This is a genomic window from Pseudomonas sp. B34(2017) (assembly GCF_002112915.1).
GTDB classification, from domain to species: Bacteria; Pseudomonadota; Gammaproteobacteria; order Pseudomonadales; family Pseudomonadaceae; genus Aquipseudomonas; species Aquipseudomonas pharyngis.
On sequence record NZ_NEJA01000001.1, the window covers coordinates 1,014,785 to 1,030,578 of the forward strand.

Below are 15,794 nucleotides of genomic sequence, written 5' to 3' on the forward strand. Positions count from 1 at the left end.
TTGTACGATCACTTTCCGTTTCCACACAAACCCTGTGGGAGGCGGCAAGCCAGCCCTCACAGGGTCTGTGTGGACATATCAGGCGGTCACGTTCTGCTCAACCAGGTGACCACTGTCGATCCGCACATGCCGTGGATGGAAGCGCTTGAGGCTGCTGCGATGGCCGACGCTGACGATGCTCAGGCCGGGCAACTGATCGATCAGCGCCTGATACAGCGTGGCTTCATCCTCTTCATCCATTGCCGACGTTGCTTCATCCATGTACAGCCATTGCGGCGCATAGAGCAGCGCGCGGGCGAAGGCCAGACGTTGCTGTTCACCCGGCGAGAGCATGCGCTGCCAGTGATTGGCCTCGTCCAGTCGAGCCACCAGATGCGGCAGACGGCAGGTTTCCAGCACTTGTGCATAACGTTCTGGTGCGTAGGTGTCGCCCGGCTGTGGATAACTCAAGGCGTCGCGCAGGGTGCCGATCGGCAAATACGGCTTTTGCGGCAGGAACAGATAACGCGAAGCCGGCAGGCGAATGCTGCCGTGCCCGGCCGGCCACAAATGGCCCATCGCCCGCAGCAGCGTGGATTTACCGCTGCCGGAACGACCGCTGAGCATCACCCGATCGCCCTGCTCCACGGTCATGTCGGCGCTGGTCAGTAGATGACGACCGTCGGCCAGATCGAGGCCGAGGTTATGAACCTTCAGCTCATTGCCCTTATTCTGCACGTCGATGGCCGGCGCACGTTCTTCGTTGTCGGTCATGGCCTGGCGGAAGCTCAGCAGACGATCACACGTGGCGCGCCACGCGGCGAGGTCCGCATAGGCATTGATGAACCAGCTGAAGTTCTCCTGCACGTTGCCGAATGCCGAGTTGATCTGCATCAGCTCACCCAGTTCGATCTTGCCGGTCAGGTAACGCGGGGCCGCGACGATGAACGGGAAGATGATTGCGATCTGGCCGTAACCCGAGGTGAAGAACGTCAGGCGCTTGGACACCCGCATGATGTCCCAGAAGTTGTGCCAGACCAGACCGAAGCGATTGCTCAGACGGCGATTCTCGTTCGGCTCACCGTTGTACAGCGCAATGCTCTCGGCGTTCTCACGTACGCGGACCATGGAGAAACGCAGGTCAGCTTCGAAGCGTTGTTGTTGATTGTTCAGGCCGATCAGGCGTCGACCGATCAGGTGCGTCAGCCAACTGCCGACCGCTGCGTACAGCAGCGCACACCAGAACATGTAGCCGGGAATCTCGATACCAAACACTTCGATGCTGCCGGAGACGCCCCACAGAATGATCGAAAACGACACCAGGCTGACCACCGTGCGGATCAGGCCCAACGCGAGATTCAAGGTGTTGGTGGTGAAGGTATTGAGGTCTTCGGAAATCCGCTGGTCAGGGTTGTCGGTGTAACCGCCCTGCTCCAGCTGGTAATAGTTCTTGTGCCCGAGCCAGCGTTTGAAATGGTTCTCGGTGAGCCATGCCCGCCAACGGATGGTCAGCATCTGCGTCAGGTACAGGCGATACACCGCGCCAAGAATCGCCACGGCCGCGATGCCGCAGAAATACAGGATCAACTGCCAGAACGCCGCCTCATCCTTCTTCTGCAGGGCGTTATAGAAATCCTTGTACCAACTGTTGATCCACACCGAGATCGCCACGCTGAACAACGTCAGCGCAATCACGGCGATCAGCAACGTCCAGGCCTTGCCCTTCTCTTCGCTGCGCCAGTAAGGCGTGGTCATGGCCCACACCTTGCGAAAAAACTGCCCGCGCACAGTATCGTTGACCGCGGAATATTCAGCGTTCTGATTCATGGAAAAGGCTCGATAAAGAAAAGAACAGACACGCACCGATCATAGATGATCGGTGCGTTTTATCGCGAGGGCTGGCGATGGTCGTTCAGCGCAGGTTCAGCGACGAACCGGACGCTTCTGCAGTTTGCGCTGCAAGGTGCGGCGGTGCATGCCCAGGGCGCGGGCAGTGGCGGAAATGTTGCCTTCGTGCTCGGTCAGCACGCGCTGGATGTGCTCCCACTGCAGGCGATCCACCGACATCGGGTTTTCCGGCACCAGGCTGTCGAGGTCGGCATGCTCGGAAAGCAGCGCTGCCAGCACGTCGTCGGCATCCGCCGGTTTGCACAGGTAATTGCAGGCGCCGCGCTTGATCGCTTCGACTGCGGTGGCAATGCTCGAGTAACCGGTGAGGATCACCACGCGCATTTCCGGGTCCAGCTCCAGCAGTTTCGGCAGCAGGACCAGACCGGAATCGCCGTCCATTTTCAGGTCCAGCGCGGCATAGTCCGGCAGATCGGCCTGAGCGATGGTCAGGCCTTCTTCGGCAGAACCGGCGGTGCTGACGCGGAAACCGCGGCGGGCCATGGCACGGGCCATCACTCGGGTGAAGGTCGCGTCGTCATCGACCAGCAGCAAATGCGGCAGTTCTTCGCCTTCGACTTGGATTTCGTCACTCATGTTGCTCTCCTCGTGCGCCGTGGGGCAGGCGCAGCTCGGTGAGCGTGCCGCCTTCCTCATGACTATAGAGTTTCACTGAGCCGCCGGCGCGTGTCACGCTGGCCTTGCTCAAAAACAGGCCTAGGCCGAAACCTTTGCCCTTGGTGGTAAAAAACGGTTTGCCGATCTGCTCGGCGATGGCCAGCGGCACACCGGCACCATGATCGCGGATGCTGATGGTCAGGTCTTCGGCGGTCCAGTCCAGGGTCACCTGAAGGTTTTCCGGGCAGGCGTCGGCGGCGTTGTTCAACAGATTCAACAGTGCCTGGGTCAGATCCGGCGGCGGTGCCACACGCGGCAACGGGCCCTGGCCCAGACGCTGGAAGCGATAACTGGCCTCGGGACGCATCAGGTGCCAGCGATTGAGCGCTTCGTCGAGCCACTCGGTAACGTCCTGCATCTCCACCGCCATCCGGCGATTGGCTTCGGCGGCGCGCACCAGTTGCTGCAGGGTCTCCTTGCAGAGTTTCACCTGATCCTTCAGCACCTTCAGATCTTCCTGAAGCATCGGGTCGTGATGATCCTGCTGCATTTCGTTGAGCAGCACGCTCATGGTTGCCAGCGGGGTGCCCAGTTCATGGGCGGCACCGGCGGCCTGAGTCGCCACGGCCAGCAATTGCTGATCGCGCAGGCCTTCTTCACGGCGGATCGCCCGTAACTCTTCCTGCCGGCGCAGCTCTTCAGCCATGCGCGCGGCGAAGAAGGTGATCACCGCTGCCGCCAGGGCGAAGCTCAGCCACATGCCGTAGATCTGCAAGTTCTCCCGGGCCACCGGCAGGGTTTCCAGCGGATAGAAGTGCGTCAGCATCAATGTGTACAAGGCCAGCGCAATACCGGACAGCACCACCGAATAACGCCATGGCAGCGTCACCGCAGCGATGGTCAGCGGCACCAGATAATACGAAACGAACGGGTTGGTCGAACCACCGGAGAAATACAGCAAGGCACTGTGGATAACCAGATCGCAGGCCAGTTGCAGCGCGTACTCGAGCTCGGTCACCGGCCACGAGGTACGCAGGCGCACAGCGGTGAACACACACAGCAGGATCGAACAGCCGAGGGTCATCACCAGTTGCACCCACGGCAACGGCAACAGATCCAGCCAGTAAGCGAGGCCCACGGAACCGGCCTGCGCGGCGAGCACCAGGGTGCGGATGAAAGTCAGCCGCCAGAGATTCTGGCGAGTGGCGGAAGTCAGTTGTACGGGGGCGAGCATGAGCTCTCCTGATGAGCGCTCCAGGCGGATCGCACGGAGTATAACCAAGGCGCGGGCTTGAGAGGCGAAAGTGCGGCAAACGACCACACCCAAAAGCAGTTGCAAGTTGCGAGCTTCAAGCTACGAGCAAAAGCTTGCGGCTTGCAGCTTGAATCTCGTCGCTGGCCTTGTCATCTGTATAGAAGTTGTAACTGGGCGAACCGGATCATAAACGCTAGAGTCTGATGGTTTCACGCAGGCCCCCGAACCATCACCTGCGCCCTCATCAAGGAGCTTTCATGCACACATTTCGCCGCAGCGCCGCCCTTCTCGCCCTGACCGTCGGCAGCATCGCCAGCCTTCCGGCCCTGGCCGCCGATGAGCTGCACTACAACCAGATTTCCCTGCGCGCCGAAGTCAGCCAGGAAGTGGCCCGCGACCTGATGATCGTGACCCTCTACACCGAAGAACAGAACACCGACCCGGCCAAACTCGCCGCCGACGTCAGCACCACCATGAACAAGGCCCTCGCCCAGGCGAAGCAGGTCAAAGACATCACCCTGCGCCAGGGCAGCCGCAACAGCTACCCGATCTACGACACCAAGGGCCAGAAAATCACCGGCTGGCGCGAACGCGCCGAACTGCGCCTGGAAAGCGCCGACTTCGCCGCCCTGTCCAAACTCACCGGCGAGCTGCTGACCGACCTAAAAATGGGAGGAATGGACTTCGCCATCGCCGCCCCCACCCGCAAGGCCAGCGAAGACCAACTGCTCAAAGAAGCCGTCACCGCCTTCAAGGCCCGCGCCCAACTGGCCACCGACGCCCTGGGCGGCAAGGGTTACAAAATCGTCAACCTGAACCTCAACAGCAACGGCTTCCCACAACCGTACATGCGCGCCCCGATGATGATGAAAGCCGCTGGCATGGATTCGGCGCCCGTCACGCCTGAAGTCGAAGCCGGCACCAGCCAGGTCAGCCTGACCGCTGATGGCTCGATTGAAGTGTTGATGCAGTGATTGAATGACGACTGAATGAAAAACCGGCGATCAGTGATGATCGCCGGTTTTTTTTATACCTGGGATTTGTGTTGTCAGGTTTGCGGATCAACCCGATCCAGCGCGCGGTTCACTGCAAGCTCCGCCAGCATGATGATCTGCTGGATACCCAGTGCCGTATTGCGTTGCGGGCCGCTGAGTTCGTTGGCGAAATTGCTGGCGATGGTACTGGCCGAGGCCAGGGATTCGCAGGCATTGGCCAGCAGGCTTTCGGTGTCGACGTTGGGCGTGACCATGTACATCGTGCTCGGGCGCGGTTTGGTGGGGTTGGGGCACAGGTAATAGTCGAGGGCGCGTTTGATGGCTTCGCGGTTGCGGGCGAGGTCTTCGGCGCGCATGGCTTCTTCGAGGGGTGTGGGTGTTTCGAGGGGTGGGTCGGGGACAACCTTGTTCATTGATTAACTCCTTGCTGACTTGAAGCCACCCAATGCCGTTCTCACGCGGCGAAGAGGTGGCAGCTATGTGCGGGGTGAGAAACCGGGCAAGGAGATTCCGGCCAGACCAAAGTCTGCCCGCACACGGCCGCCATAAATCAATTACAGGCAGCAGAAATGCTGGCGGCAATTATGGTCGGACTGGCGTTCGAATGACACTCGCTTGCCTGGGTTCTCACACCCAATCACAGAGTTTTCTGCGACAACCAAAGACTAGGGATCGTGGTTCCGACGGACAACCTGAAAACCTTGTGGGAAGGTTCGGTGAATCCCACACATCTTTAAACATTCGAAAATGGAACGCGGAGCGTCCCGGGCTGCATTCCCACGCGGAGCGTGGGAACGATCAAGCAGTCCGCAGTTGCTTTCCGCTTTCCGCTTTCCGCTTTCCGCTTTCCGCTTTCCGCTTCCCACCACTCAACACGATGAGCGTTAGCTCGAGTACCGCTTTTGATCTTCGGGCGACGTCGGAAGGCTGAGTGGAGGGATTTATTCGGGGGTGGGAGCGTAGCGACCGTTTGGCGAAGCCAAACACATCGAGAGGAGGTGCAGCGAAGCAAACCGTAGGCGATGCCCCCGGATGAATCCCGTAACGAAGGAACCCCGAGCCCCAGCGAGGGGCCGAACGCAGGAGCAAAGCGTTTTTGGTTACTTTTTAGGCGTTTGTAAAAAGTGACCCGCCGTAAGGGCGGAACCATAAGCCGCAGCACCCGAAAAAACGGATATGCCCAAAAACCCGCCAGATATACCGAGATAGACGCATCCCCTCAAAAAACGATATTTCCGAACACCCCCAAATCCCCGCTAACCTCAAACAACAACCACCTAAAAACCCACGGGCCAGACATGCATAGATCCACCCTAAAACCACTCCTGATCACCCTGGCCCTGACCGCCATAACCCCACTCGCAAACGCAGCAACAACCCTGGTCTACTGCTCCGAAGCCAGCCCCGCAGGCTTCGACCCCAGCCAATACACCAGCGGCACCGACTTCGACGCCTCCGCCGAAACCCTCTTCAACCGTCTCACCCAATTCAAACGCGGCGGCACCGAAGTCGAACCCGGCCTCGCAACCAAATGGGACGTAAGCCCGGACGGCCTCCAGTACACCTTCCACCTGCGCCAAAACGTAAAATTCCACACCACCGACTACTTCACCCCAACCCGAACCTTCAACGCCGACGACGTCCTCTTCACCTTCCAGCGCCTGCTCGACCCGGACAACGCCTTTCGCAAGGCCTACCCCGCCGAGTCCCCGTACTTCACCGACATGGGCCTGAACACCACGATCAAATCCGTGGAAAAACTCGACGACAACACCGTGCGCTTCAACCTGAACAACGTCGACGCCGCGTTCGTGCAAAACCTCGCCATGAGCTTCGCCTCGGTGCAATCGGCCGAATACGCCGCCCAATTGCTAAAGGAAGGCCACGCCGCCGACCTCAACCAGAAACCAGTCGGCACCGGCCCGTTCGTGTTCAAGCGCTATCAGAAGGACGCGCAGATCCGTTACGCCGCGAACAAGGACTACTGGAAACCAGAGGACGTAAAGCTCGATAACCTGGTGTTCTCGATCACCCCGGACGCCGCCGTACGCCTGCAAAAGCTCAGGACCGGCGAATGCCAGGTCAGCGGCTACCCGCGCCCCGCCGACATCGAAGTGATGGAAAAAGACCCGAACCTGCGGGTGTTGAAGCAGCCCGGTTTCAACCTCGGCTTCCTCGCCTACAACACCACCCATCCGCCGCTGGATCAGCTCAAAGTGCGCCAGGCGCTGGACATGGCCATCGACAAACCGGCAATCATCAAAGCGGTTTATCAGAGTGCCGGACAGCTGGCGCAAAACGCCTTGCCGCCAGCGCAATGGTCGTTCGATCCGAACATAAAAGACGCGCCGCACGACCCTGCGAAAGCCAGGGCGCTACTCAAGGAAGCCGGGGTTGCACCGGGTACAACCATCAACCTCTGGGCCATGACCGTGCAGCGCGCCTCGAACCCGAATGCGCGGATGTCGGCACAGATGATCCAGCAGGATTGGGAGAAGATCGGTATCAAGGCCAACATCGTCAGCTATGAATGGGGCGAGTACATCAAGCGCGCCAAGAATGGCGAACATGACGCGATGATCTACGGCTGGACCGGTGACAACGGTGATCCCGACAACTGGCTGGGCGTGCTTTACAGCTGCGCGGCGGTGAACGGCAGCAACTACGCCAAATGGTGCGATCCGGCCTACGACAAGCTGGTACAACAAGCCAAGGTATCCACCGATAAATCGCAACGGGTAAAACTGTATCAACAGGCGCAACTCATCCTTAAACAGCAGGTGCCGATCACGCCGATCGCCAACTCCACGGTGTTCCAGCCGCTGCGCAAGGAAGTCACCGATTTCAAGATCAGCCCGTTCGGTCTAACCCCCTTCTATGGCGTGGGTATAAATAAGTAACACCCGGCCCCAATCCGGCGCGCACAGCGTGACCAATGCACCGTTTTGGGGCTCCATTTGCACCGTAAAAACCGGTCGCAAACGGTCAAATGCGTCAGAAGTTATACGGATGCGACATTAAGGTACGTTCGTGCCACGCTTTGAGGCCGCCGAGCGCTCTGGATCTTGCATTGGGTATGGGCCCTGCATAAGTATCCGCAGGCACGACTCACGAGGTCGTACCTCACTACTAAAAAATGACAACAAATCATGAGGCCAACATGCTTAAACACGCGGTCATTCCGTTTTTAGTCGGCGCAGGCTTGTTAGCCTCCGCACCTTTCGCCACCGCTGCGACTAACCTGGTGTTCTGCTCCGAAGGCAGCCCGGCCGGTTTCGATCCAGGCCAATACACCACCGGAACCGACTTCGACGCCTCAGCCGAAACCATGTTCAACCGTCTGACCCAGTTCGAGCGTGGCGGTACCGCCGTGATTCCTGGTCTGGCGACCAAGTGGGACATTTCGGATGACGGCCTGACTTACACCTTCCACCTGCGCGAAGGCGTCAAGTTCCACACCACCCCGTATTTCAAGCCGACTCGTGAGTTCAACGCCGACGACGTGCTGTTCACCTTCAATCGCATGATTAACAAGGATGACCCGTTCCGTAAGGCGTACCCGACCGAATTCCCGTACTTCACCGACATGGGGATGGACACCAACATCACCAAGATCGATAAAGTCGACGACCACACCGTCAAGTTCACCCTGAAAGAAGTCGACGCTGCGTTCATCCAGAACATGGCCATGAGCTTCGCGTCGATCCAGTCCGCCGAGTACGCAGCCCAGCTGCTGAAAGAAGGCAAGGCTGCCGACATCAACCAGAAGCCGATCGGCACTGGTCCTTTCGTGTTCAAGAGCTACCAGAAAGACTCCAACATCCGCTATACCGGCAACAAGGAATACTGGAAGCCTGAAGACGTGAAGATCGACAACCTGATCTTCGCCATCACCACCGACCCGTCGGTACGTATCCAGAAGCTGAAGAAGAACGAGTGTCAGGTCACCCTGTTCCCGCGTCCGGCCGACCTCGCGGCACTGAAAGCCGATCCTGCGCTGAAGATGCCTGACCAGGCTGGCTTCAACCTGGGCTACATCGCCTACAACGTGATGGACAAGGTCAAGGGCAGCAACGAGCCTAATCCGCTGGCCGACCTGCGCGTTCGCCAGGCGCTGGACATGTCGGTCAACAAGCCACAGATCATCGACTCGGTATACCAGGGCGCGGGCCAACTGGCCGTCAACGCCATGCCGCCGACCCAGTGGTCCTACGACACCACCATCAAGGACGCCAAGTACGATCCTGAGAAAGCCAAACAGCTGCTCAAGGAAGCCGGCGTCAAGGAAGGTACCGAGATCGTTCTGTGGGCGATGCCGGTTCAGCGTCCGTACAACCCGAACGCCAAACTGATGGCCGAAATGCTCCAGTCCGACTGGAAGAAAATCGGTCTGAACGTGAAGATTCAGAGCTACGAGTGGGGCGAGTACATCAAGCGCTCCAAGGGTGGCGAGAACCAGGGCATGCTGATTGGCTGGAGCGGTGACAATGGTGATCCGGACAACTGGCTCAACGTGCTGTTTGGTTGCGACTCCCTGAGCGGCAACAACTTCTCCAAATGGTGCGACAAGAAATTCGACGGCCTCGTGAAAGAAGCCAAGCGCACCACTGACCAGGCCAAGCGCACCGAACTCTACAAAGAGGCGCAGCACGTCCTCAAAGATGCAGTCCCTATGACACCTATCGCTCACTCGACGGTGTATCAACCCATGCGCGCCAACGTGCAGGACTTCAAGATCAGCCCGTTCGGCTTGAACTCCTTCTACGGCGTCAGCGTCAGCAAATAAAAGAGGCAGCGGCGACGTTTTCAGCGTCGCCGCTGTTTTTTTGCCGAGAAGTTAGGAATTTGCCTACAACTTTTTCCACCCCGTCTTACCGGGATGGTTTAGGACGTGTCGCCTTTTCCTACGAGTCTTTAGGACTCAGCGCATTTACTGCCAGACCCACGGCCCCTACCGTCGGGTTCTGACCAGTGACTGCGTGGGCTTTCGGTTTTGCTGTTCGTTTCGGTTGGAGCTCAATGCAGCCACAACGTCCCTGGACGGGATCGCGGCGCATTGAAAAACACTAAAAAAGAGGGAGCGTCATGCGCCATACCTTGGTTTTTTCCGCATTGCTGGGCGCCGGCCTGTTGGCCGCCACGTCCGCCAGTTTCGCCGCCAGCGACAGTCTGGTGTTCTGCTCCGAAGGCAGCCCGGCCGGTTTCGATACCGCGCAGTACACGACGGCGACCGATAACGACGCCGCCGAACCGCTGTACAACCGCCTGGCCGAGTTCGAAAAAGGTGCGACCGGTGTAGTACCGGGCCTCGCAACCAGCTGGGATATTTCCGAGGACGGCCTCAAGTACACCTTTCACCTGCGTGAAGGTGTGAAATTTCATACAACGCCGTACTTCAAACCTACACGCGATTTCAACGCCGACGACGTGCTGTTCACGTTTAACCGCATGCTCGATCCGCAACAGCCTTTCCGTAAGGCTTATCCGACCGAGTTCCCGTATTTCAACGGGATGAGCCTCAACAAGAACATCGCCAAGGTCGAGAAGACCGGGCCGCTGACCGTGCAGTTCACGCTCAACAGCGTCGACGCCGCGTTCATCCAGAACATTGCCATGAGCTTCGCCGCCATTCTGTCCGCCGAGTACGCCGACAAGCTGCTGGCCGAAGGCAAGCCGAGCGACATCAACCAGAAGCCGATCGGCACTGGCCCGTTCGTGTTCAAGAGCTACCAGAAAGACTCGAACATTCGCTACACCGGCAACCCGCACTACTGGGATCCGAGCCGGGTGAAGCTGAAGAACCTGATTTTCGCGATCAATACCGACGCCTCGGTACGTGTGCAGAAGCTCAAGGCCGGTGAATGTCAGGTCACCCTGCACCCGCGTCCGGCCGATGTGCCGGCACTGAAGAACGACCCGAAACTGCAATTGATCGAGAAACCGGGCTTCAACCTCGGCTACATCGCCTACAACGTCCGTCACAAGCCGTTCGACCAGCTCGAAGTGCGTCAGGCGCTGGACATGGCGGTGAATAAACAGGGAATTCTCAACGCTGTTTATCAAGGCGCCGGTCAACTGGCCGTCAACGCCATGCCGCCGACCCAATGGTCCTACGACGACACGATCAAGGACGCCGCCTATAACCCGGAGAAAGCCAAAGAGCTGCTCAAGGCTGCCGGCGTCAAGGAAGGCACCGAGATCACCCTGTGGGCGATGCCGGTACAACGTCCGTACAACCCGAACGCCAAACTGATGGCCGAAATGCTCCAGGCCGACTGGGCCAAGATCGGTCTGAAAGTGAAGATCGTCAGCTACGAATGGGGCGAGTACATCAAACGCACCAAGAATGGCGAGCACGACGTCAGCCTGATCGGCTGGACCGGTGACAACGGGGATCCGGACAACTGGCTCGGCACGCTATACAGCTGCGACGCCATCGGCGGCAACAACTACTCCATGTGGTGCGATCCGGCTTACGACAAGCTGATCAAACAGGCCAAGGTCGTCACCGACCGTGACCAGCGCACCGTGCTCTACAAACAGGCCCAGCAACTGCTCAAGCAGCAAGTGCCGATCACGCCTGTCGCCCACTCGACGGTCAACCAGCCGCTGAGCGCCAAAGTCGAAGGGTTCAAGGTGAGCCCGTTCGGTCGCAACGTGTTTTCGGGTGTCAGCATCGATTAAACAAAAAACCGATTAGCCGCAATGCTGAGGGGGCCGTCTACCCCCTCACGCAAGCGCTTTGCCGAAATTCGCCAATCAGGCATTTTGCAAACGTTTGCGATGTGTGAATGAGTTCTAAACCAATAACCGGCCAACCCAAAAAAGCCGGCATAAAAAGAAAGTAAAGGAGCTTCACCCATGAAACTGAGCAATACCGCGATATTGGCCTTGGCCATCAGCAGCATCACCGCCACGGCTTACGCGGAAACCCAAAGCCAGGCGTTCACCCCGGTGACCGTCAACACCAAGAGCGCCCAGGCAGAAGCCACCGGTTTCGTCGAAGGTCAGTCGATCACCGGCACTACCCGCAACTGGTACGCCAACGAACAACTGAAGCGTGGCGGCAAGTTTGCCTATAAGAAAGATGGTGCAATCGCCGAGACCGACCGTCGTATCAACTGGGTGCAAGGCACCATCGTCAAGTACAACTCGGGCTTCACCGAAGGCACTGTAGGGATCAGCACCGAAGTTGCCGCGTACAACGCCATCGCGCTGGAGCGTGATCGTGAGAATCTGGCCTCCGGCAACGGTGGTGCACCGAAGACCGGCTCCTTCTCCGGTAACAACCGTACCCTGACTCACAAGAACAACGGTGAAGCGGTCGATCAGTGGAGCAAAATCGGGCTGGCCAACATCAAGGCCCGTATTTCCAACACCACGCTGACCGCAGGTCGCATGAACTTCAGCAGCCCGCAAGTCGACGTGATCGGCAACCGTGCACTGCCTTCGAGCTTCGAAGGTATTTCCCTGCACAGTGAAGAGCTGAACAACCTGTCCTTCGACCTGGCCACGTTCGACCGCGTGTCGCCACGTTCGGAACAGAGCCTGCAGAAATTCCGCGCCGAATACGCCAACGGCCGTGTCGAATCCGATCACGTGCACACTGCCGGTATCAGCTACCAGCCACTTGAAAGCCTGAAAACCAGTGTTTGGGGCACTCAGGTCGAAGACCTGTGGAACCAGTACTACTTCGGCGCCACCCATGAACTGGGTGACAGCAATGTCCTCGCCCTGACTACCGGTCTTAACTACTACAAGACCGTTGATGAAGGCAAAAAACTGCTGGGCGATATCGACAACGACACCTACTCTCTGTCGTTCGGCCTGACCCACCAGGCCCACAGCCTGACGTTCTCGTACCAGCAAGTGAACGGTAACGAGTACTTCGACTACCTGCATGAAACCAACGGCATCTACCTGGCCAACTCCCTGCTGTCGGACTTCAACGGCCCGAACGAGAAATCCTTCCAGGTTTCCTACGGCATAAACATGGCCGAATACGGCGTGCCAGGCCTGAAGTTCAACATCTATCAGGCACGCGGCTGGGGCATCGACGGTACCCACTACAACGGCAACAAAGGCGTTGCCGGCAAGGGTTACGACGGTATCCAGGAACAAGATGGCGAGCACCATTATGAATACGGTATCGGTGCCACCTACGCAGTACAGAGCGGCCCTCTTAAAGCGACCACCATTCGCGGCACCTACACCGCGCACCGTGCGAGCGAATTCCAGTCGGACGGCAGCATCAACGAGTTCCGTCTCGTGACCACCATCCCGTTCAACATCCTGTAAAACCGCACGCCGACGGCTGACTCAGTGACGAGTCGGCCGTTCGGCTTTTGTCTTCAACCGATTGCAGAGGGTTCTTGATGAAAATGCTTCCCCTACGTGCGGCCATCGCGGCTGCGTTGCTGAGTGTCGCTGTCGGCGTCTCGGCCAAACCCTTGGTGGTCTGCACCGAAGCCAGTCCGGAAGGCTTCGATATAGTCCAGTACACGACTGCAGTCACAGCCGACGCGGTGGCCGAAACCATCTTAAACCGTCTGGCGGACTTCAAGCCCGGCACCACCGAAGTGATTCCGGCGCTGGCCGAATCTTGGGACATCAGCGACGACGGCCTGACCTACACGTTCCACCTGCGCAAAGGCGTCAAGTTTCACACCACCGAATATTTCAAGCCGACCCGCGACATGAACGCCGACGACGTGGTCTGGAGTTTCCAGCGTCAGCTGGACCCGAATCACCCGTGGCACAAGCTGTCGAGCGTGGGCTTCCCGTACTTTGAAAGCATGGGCTTCAAGGAACTGCTCAAAAGCGTCGAGAAAGTCGACGACAACACCGTCAAGTTCACCCTGACCCGTCGCGAAGCGCCATTCCTGGCCGACATCGCCATGGCGTTCTCCTCGATCTATTCGGCCGAGTACGCCGACCAGTTGCTCAAGGCCAACAAGACCGGCGACCTGAACAACAAACCGGTCGGCACCGGGCCGTTCATCTTCCAGCGCTACAACAAGGACGCCCAGGTTCGCTTCAAGGCCAACCCGGACTATTTCCGTGGCAAGCCGCCGGCTGACGCGCTGATCCTGGCGATCGCCACCGACAACAACGTGCGCTTGCAGAAACTCAAGGCCAACGAGTGCCAGATCGCGCTGTACCCGAAACCGGATGACATCCCGAGCATCAAGAAAGACAGCAACCTGAAAGTCGACGAACTGGATGCGATGACCGTCTCGTACGTCGCCATGAACACCCAGCACAAGTACATCAGCGACGTGCGGGTGCGCAAAGCGATCGACATCGCCTTCGACAAGGAAGCCTACGTCAACGCCCTGTTCGGCAAAGGCAACGCGACGGTTGCGGTCAACCCGTACCCGCCAACCCTGCTGGGCTATAACCACGAGCTGAAAAACCCGCCACGTGACCTCGACAAGGCCCGCGCCCTGCTCAAGGAAGCCGGTGTACCGGAAGGCACCACGCTCACCCTGTTCACCCGCAACGGTGGCGGCCCGACCAACCCGAACCCGATGCTCGGCGCGCAGATGATGCAGGCTGACCTGGCGAAAGTCGGGATCAAGATCGACATCCGCGTGATGGAATGGGGCGAGATGCTCAAACGCGCCAAGGCCGGCGAGCACGACATGGTCTCGGCCGGATGGGCGGGCGACAACGGCGACCCGGATAACTTCCTGACGCCTATGCTCAGTTGCGAAGCGGCCAAGAACGGCGAAAACTACGCGCGCTGGTGCAACGAGAAATTCCAGGCCCTGCTCGACGAAGCACGGGCTAAAGTAGATCCGGCCGAACGCGCCAGGCTGTATGAACAGGCTCAAGTGCTGTTCAATCAGGATCAGCCGTGGATCAGCATGGCCCACACCCGCATGTTCACCGCAATGCGCAACAACGTAGAGGGTTATCACATCAGCCCTCTGACAACCAATAACTTCGCCACCACCCAGGTGAAGTAGATAAGAAAACTCCCGGTTTCCCTGACCCCAGGGAAACCGGGCACGCCTAACCGGCTGATGAGGTACCACACACGATGTTTAGTTTTATTGCCCGCCGACTGGGGTTGTTGATCCCCACGTTTTTCGGCATCACCTTGCTGACTTTCGCGTTGATTCGCATGATTCCCGGCGACCCCGTGGAAGTGATGATGGGCGAACGTCGGGTCGACCCCGAAATGCACGCTCAGGCAATGGAACGCCTCGGTCTGAACAAACCGCTGTACGCCCAATACCTGGACTACATCGGCAAACTGGCCCACGGCGATCTCGGCGAATCCCTGCGCACCCGTGAGAGCGTATGGACCGAGTTCACCTCCCTCTTCCCGGCGACCCTGGAACTGTCCATGGCCGCCCTGCTGTTCGCCGGTATCCTGGGCCTGTTGGCCGGGGTGATCGCGGCCCTCAAGCGAGGATCCCTGTTCGACCACGGGGTGATGGGCATCTCCCTCGCGGGTTACTCGATGCCGATCTTCTGGTGGGGCCTGATCCTCATCATGTTCTTCTCGGTGAGCCTGGGCTGGACCCCGGTGTCCGGGCGGATCGACCTGCTTTACGACATCGAGCCACGCACCGGCTTCATGCTGATCGACACCCTGCTGGCCGATGACATGGGCGCGTTCCTCGATGCCCTGCACCACCTGATTCTGCCGGCCATCGTGCTGGGTACCATTCCGCTGGCGGTGATCGCGCGAATGACCCGTTCGTCGATGCTCGAAGTACTGCGTGAAGACTACATCCGCACCGCCAAGGCCAAAGGCCTGTCGCCGTCGCGCGTGGTGTTCGTACACGGCCTGCGCAACGCGCTGATCCCGGTACTGACCGTGGTCGGCCTGCAAGTCGGCACCCTGCTGGCCGGTGCGGTCCTGACCGAAACCATCTTCTCCTGGCCCGGCATCGGTAAATGGCTGATCGAAGCCATTGGCGCCCGGGACTACCCGGTTGTGCAAAACGGCATCCTGTTAATCGCCTGCCTGGTGATTCTGGTCAACTTCGTGGTGGATATCCTCTACGGCTTTGCCAACCCACGCATCCGTCATCAGCGCTGAGGTC

The 15,794-nt window shown here is 58.9% G+C and carries 11 protein-coding genes; 7 read left to right on the forward strand and 4 right to left on the reverse strand.

Features of this window, described 5'->3' with window-relative positions:
* Positions 1 to 78: 78 nt before the first annotated feature.
* The 3 genes from CAF80_RS04900 to CAF80_RS04910 form a co-directional block, all read right to left on the reverse strand.
* Positions 79 to 1,806 (reverse strand): ABC transporter ATP-binding protein/permease, encoded by a 1,728-nt coding sequence (locus CAF80_RS04900; protein ID WP_085666904.1) that lies wholly within the window; start codon positions 1,804 to 1,806, stop codon positions 79 to 81.
* Between the two features lie 96 nt (positions 1,807 to 1,902).
* Positions 1,903 to 2,463: a response regulator transcription factor gene (locus tag CAF80_RS04905; RefSeq protein ID WP_003221630.1), complete on the reverse strand. Its 561-nt coding sequence runs from the start codon at positions 2,461 to 2,463 to the stop codon at positions 1,903 to 1,905.
* Positions 2,456 to 3,718 (reverse strand): ATP-binding protein, encoded by a 1,263-nt coding sequence (locus CAF80_RS04910; protein WP_011332442.1) that lies wholly within the window; start codon positions 3,716 to 3,718, stop codon positions 2,456 to 2,458. Before CAF80_RS04910 ends, CAF80_RS04905 begins: the two co-directional genes overlap by 8 nt.
* A 278-nt stretch (positions 3,719 to 3,996) precedes the next feature.
* Between CAF80_RS04910 and CAF80_RS04915 the strand changes: the two genes are divergently transcribed.
* Positions 3,997 to 4,713 (forward strand): SIMPL domain-containing protein, encoded by a 717-nt coding sequence (locus CAF80_RS04915; RefSeq protein ID WP_085666905.1) that lies wholly within the window; start codon positions 3,997 to 3,999, stop codon positions 4,711 to 4,713.
* Positions 4,714 to 4,787: 74 nt separating this feature from the next.
* Here CAF80_RS04915 and CAF80_RS04920 read toward each other — a convergent pair whose 3' ends face one another.
* Complete coding sequence (locus CAF80_RS04920) at positions 4,788 to 5,147, reverse strand: DUF6124 family protein (protein ID WP_085666906.1); 360 nt, start codon at positions 5,145 to 5,147, stop codon at positions 4,788 to 4,790.
* A gap of 885 nt (positions 5,148 to 6,032) precedes the next feature.
* On the opposite strand from CAF80_RS04920, the gene CAF80_RS04925 reads away from it, so the two are divergent.
* From CAF80_RS04925 to CAF80_RS04950, 6 genes are all read left to right on the forward strand, one after another.
* Positions 6,033 to 7,634: an ABC transporter substrate-binding protein gene (locus tag CAF80_RS04925; protein ID WP_085666907.1), complete on the forward strand. Its 1,602-nt coding sequence runs from the start codon at positions 6,033 to 6,035 to the stop codon at positions 7,632 to 7,634.
* Positions 7,635 to 7,894: 260 nt separating this feature from the next.
* Positions 7,895 to 9,520, forward strand: coding sequence for an ABC transporter substrate-binding protein (locus CAF80_RS04930; protein WP_064593358.1), 1,626 nt, complete (start codon positions 7,895 to 7,897; stop codon positions 9,518 to 9,520).
* 299 nt (positions 9,521 to 9,819) lie between these two features.
* Positions 9,820 to 11,418, forward strand: coding sequence for an ABC transporter substrate-binding protein (locus tag CAF80_RS04935; protein ID WP_074691859.1), 1,599 nt, complete (start codon positions 9,820 to 9,822; stop codon positions 11,416 to 11,418).
* Between the two features lie 177 nt (positions 11,419 to 11,595).
* Positions 11,596 to 13,032 carry an OprD family porin gene (locus tag CAF80_RS04940; RefSeq protein WP_039769228.1) on the forward strand — a complete coding sequence of 479 codons (1,437 nt, stop codon included), beginning with the start codon at positions 11,596 to 11,598 and terminating at the stop codon, positions 13,030 to 13,032.
* Between the two features lie 77 nt (positions 13,033 to 13,109).
* The gene (locus tag CAF80_RS04945) at positions 13,110 to 14,705 is read left to right on the forward strand and encodes an ABC transporter substrate-binding protein (protein ID WP_085666908.1); all 1,596 of its coding nucleotides are present in this window, start codon (positions 13,110 to 13,112) and stop codon (positions 14,703 to 14,705) included.
* A 74-nt stretch (positions 14,706 to 14,779) separates the two neighbouring features.
* On the forward strand, positions 14,780 to 15,790 hold the full coding sequence (locus CAF80_RS04950) for an ABC transporter permease subunit (protein WP_007953665.1): 1,011 nt from the start codon (positions 14,780 to 14,782) through the stop codon (positions 15,788 to 15,790).
* Positions 15,791 to 15,794: the final 4 nt, after the last annotated feature.

Excerpts from the sequence above, each read along its gene's own strand:
- CAF80_RS04905 (WP_003221630.1), bottom strand. The coding sequence starts at position 2,463 with ATGAGTGACGAAATCCAAGTCGAAGGCGAAGAACTGCCGCATTTGCTG.
- CAF80_RS04915 (WP_085666905.1), top strand. The coding sequence starts at position 3,997 with ATGCACACATTTCGCCGCAGCGCCGCCCTTCTCGCCCTGACCGTCGGC.
- CAF80_RS04930 (WP_064593358.1), top strand. The coding sequence starts at position 7,895 with ATGCTTAAACACGCGGTCATTCCGTTTTTAGTCGGCGCAGGCTTGTTA.
- CAF80_RS04910 (WP_011332442.1), bottom strand. The coding sequence starts at position 3,718 with ATGCTCGCCCCCGTACAACTGACTTCCGCCACTCGCCAGAATCTCTGG.
- CAF80_RS04900 (WP_085666904.1), bottom strand. The coding sequence starts at position 1,806 with ATGAATCAGAACGCTGAATATTCCGCGGTCAACGATACTGTGCGCGGG.
- CAF80_RS04935 (WP_074691859.1), top strand. The coding sequence starts at position 9,820 with ATGCGCCATACCTTGGTTTTTTCCGCATTGCTGGGCGCCGGCCTGTTG.
- CAF80_RS04950 (WP_007953665.1), top strand. The coding sequence starts at position 14,780 with ATGTTTAGTTTTATTGCCCGCCGACTGGGGTTGTTGATCCCCACGTTT.
- CAF80_RS04945 (WP_085666908.1), top strand. The coding sequence starts at position 13,110 with ATGAAAATGCTTCCCCTACGTGCGGCCATCGCGGCTGCGTTGCTGAGT.
- CAF80_RS04940 (WP_039769228.1), top strand. The coding sequence starts at position 11,596 with ATGAAACTGAGCAATACCGCGATATTGGCCTTGGCCATCAGCAGCATC.
- CAF80_RS04925 (WP_085666907.1), top strand. The coding sequence starts at position 6,033 with ATGCATAGATCCACCCTAAAACCACTCCTGATCACCCTGGCCCTGACC.
- CAF80_RS04920 (WP_085666906.1), bottom strand. The coding sequence starts at position 5,147 with ATGAACAAGGTTGTCCCCGACCCACCCCTCGAAACACCCACACCCCTC.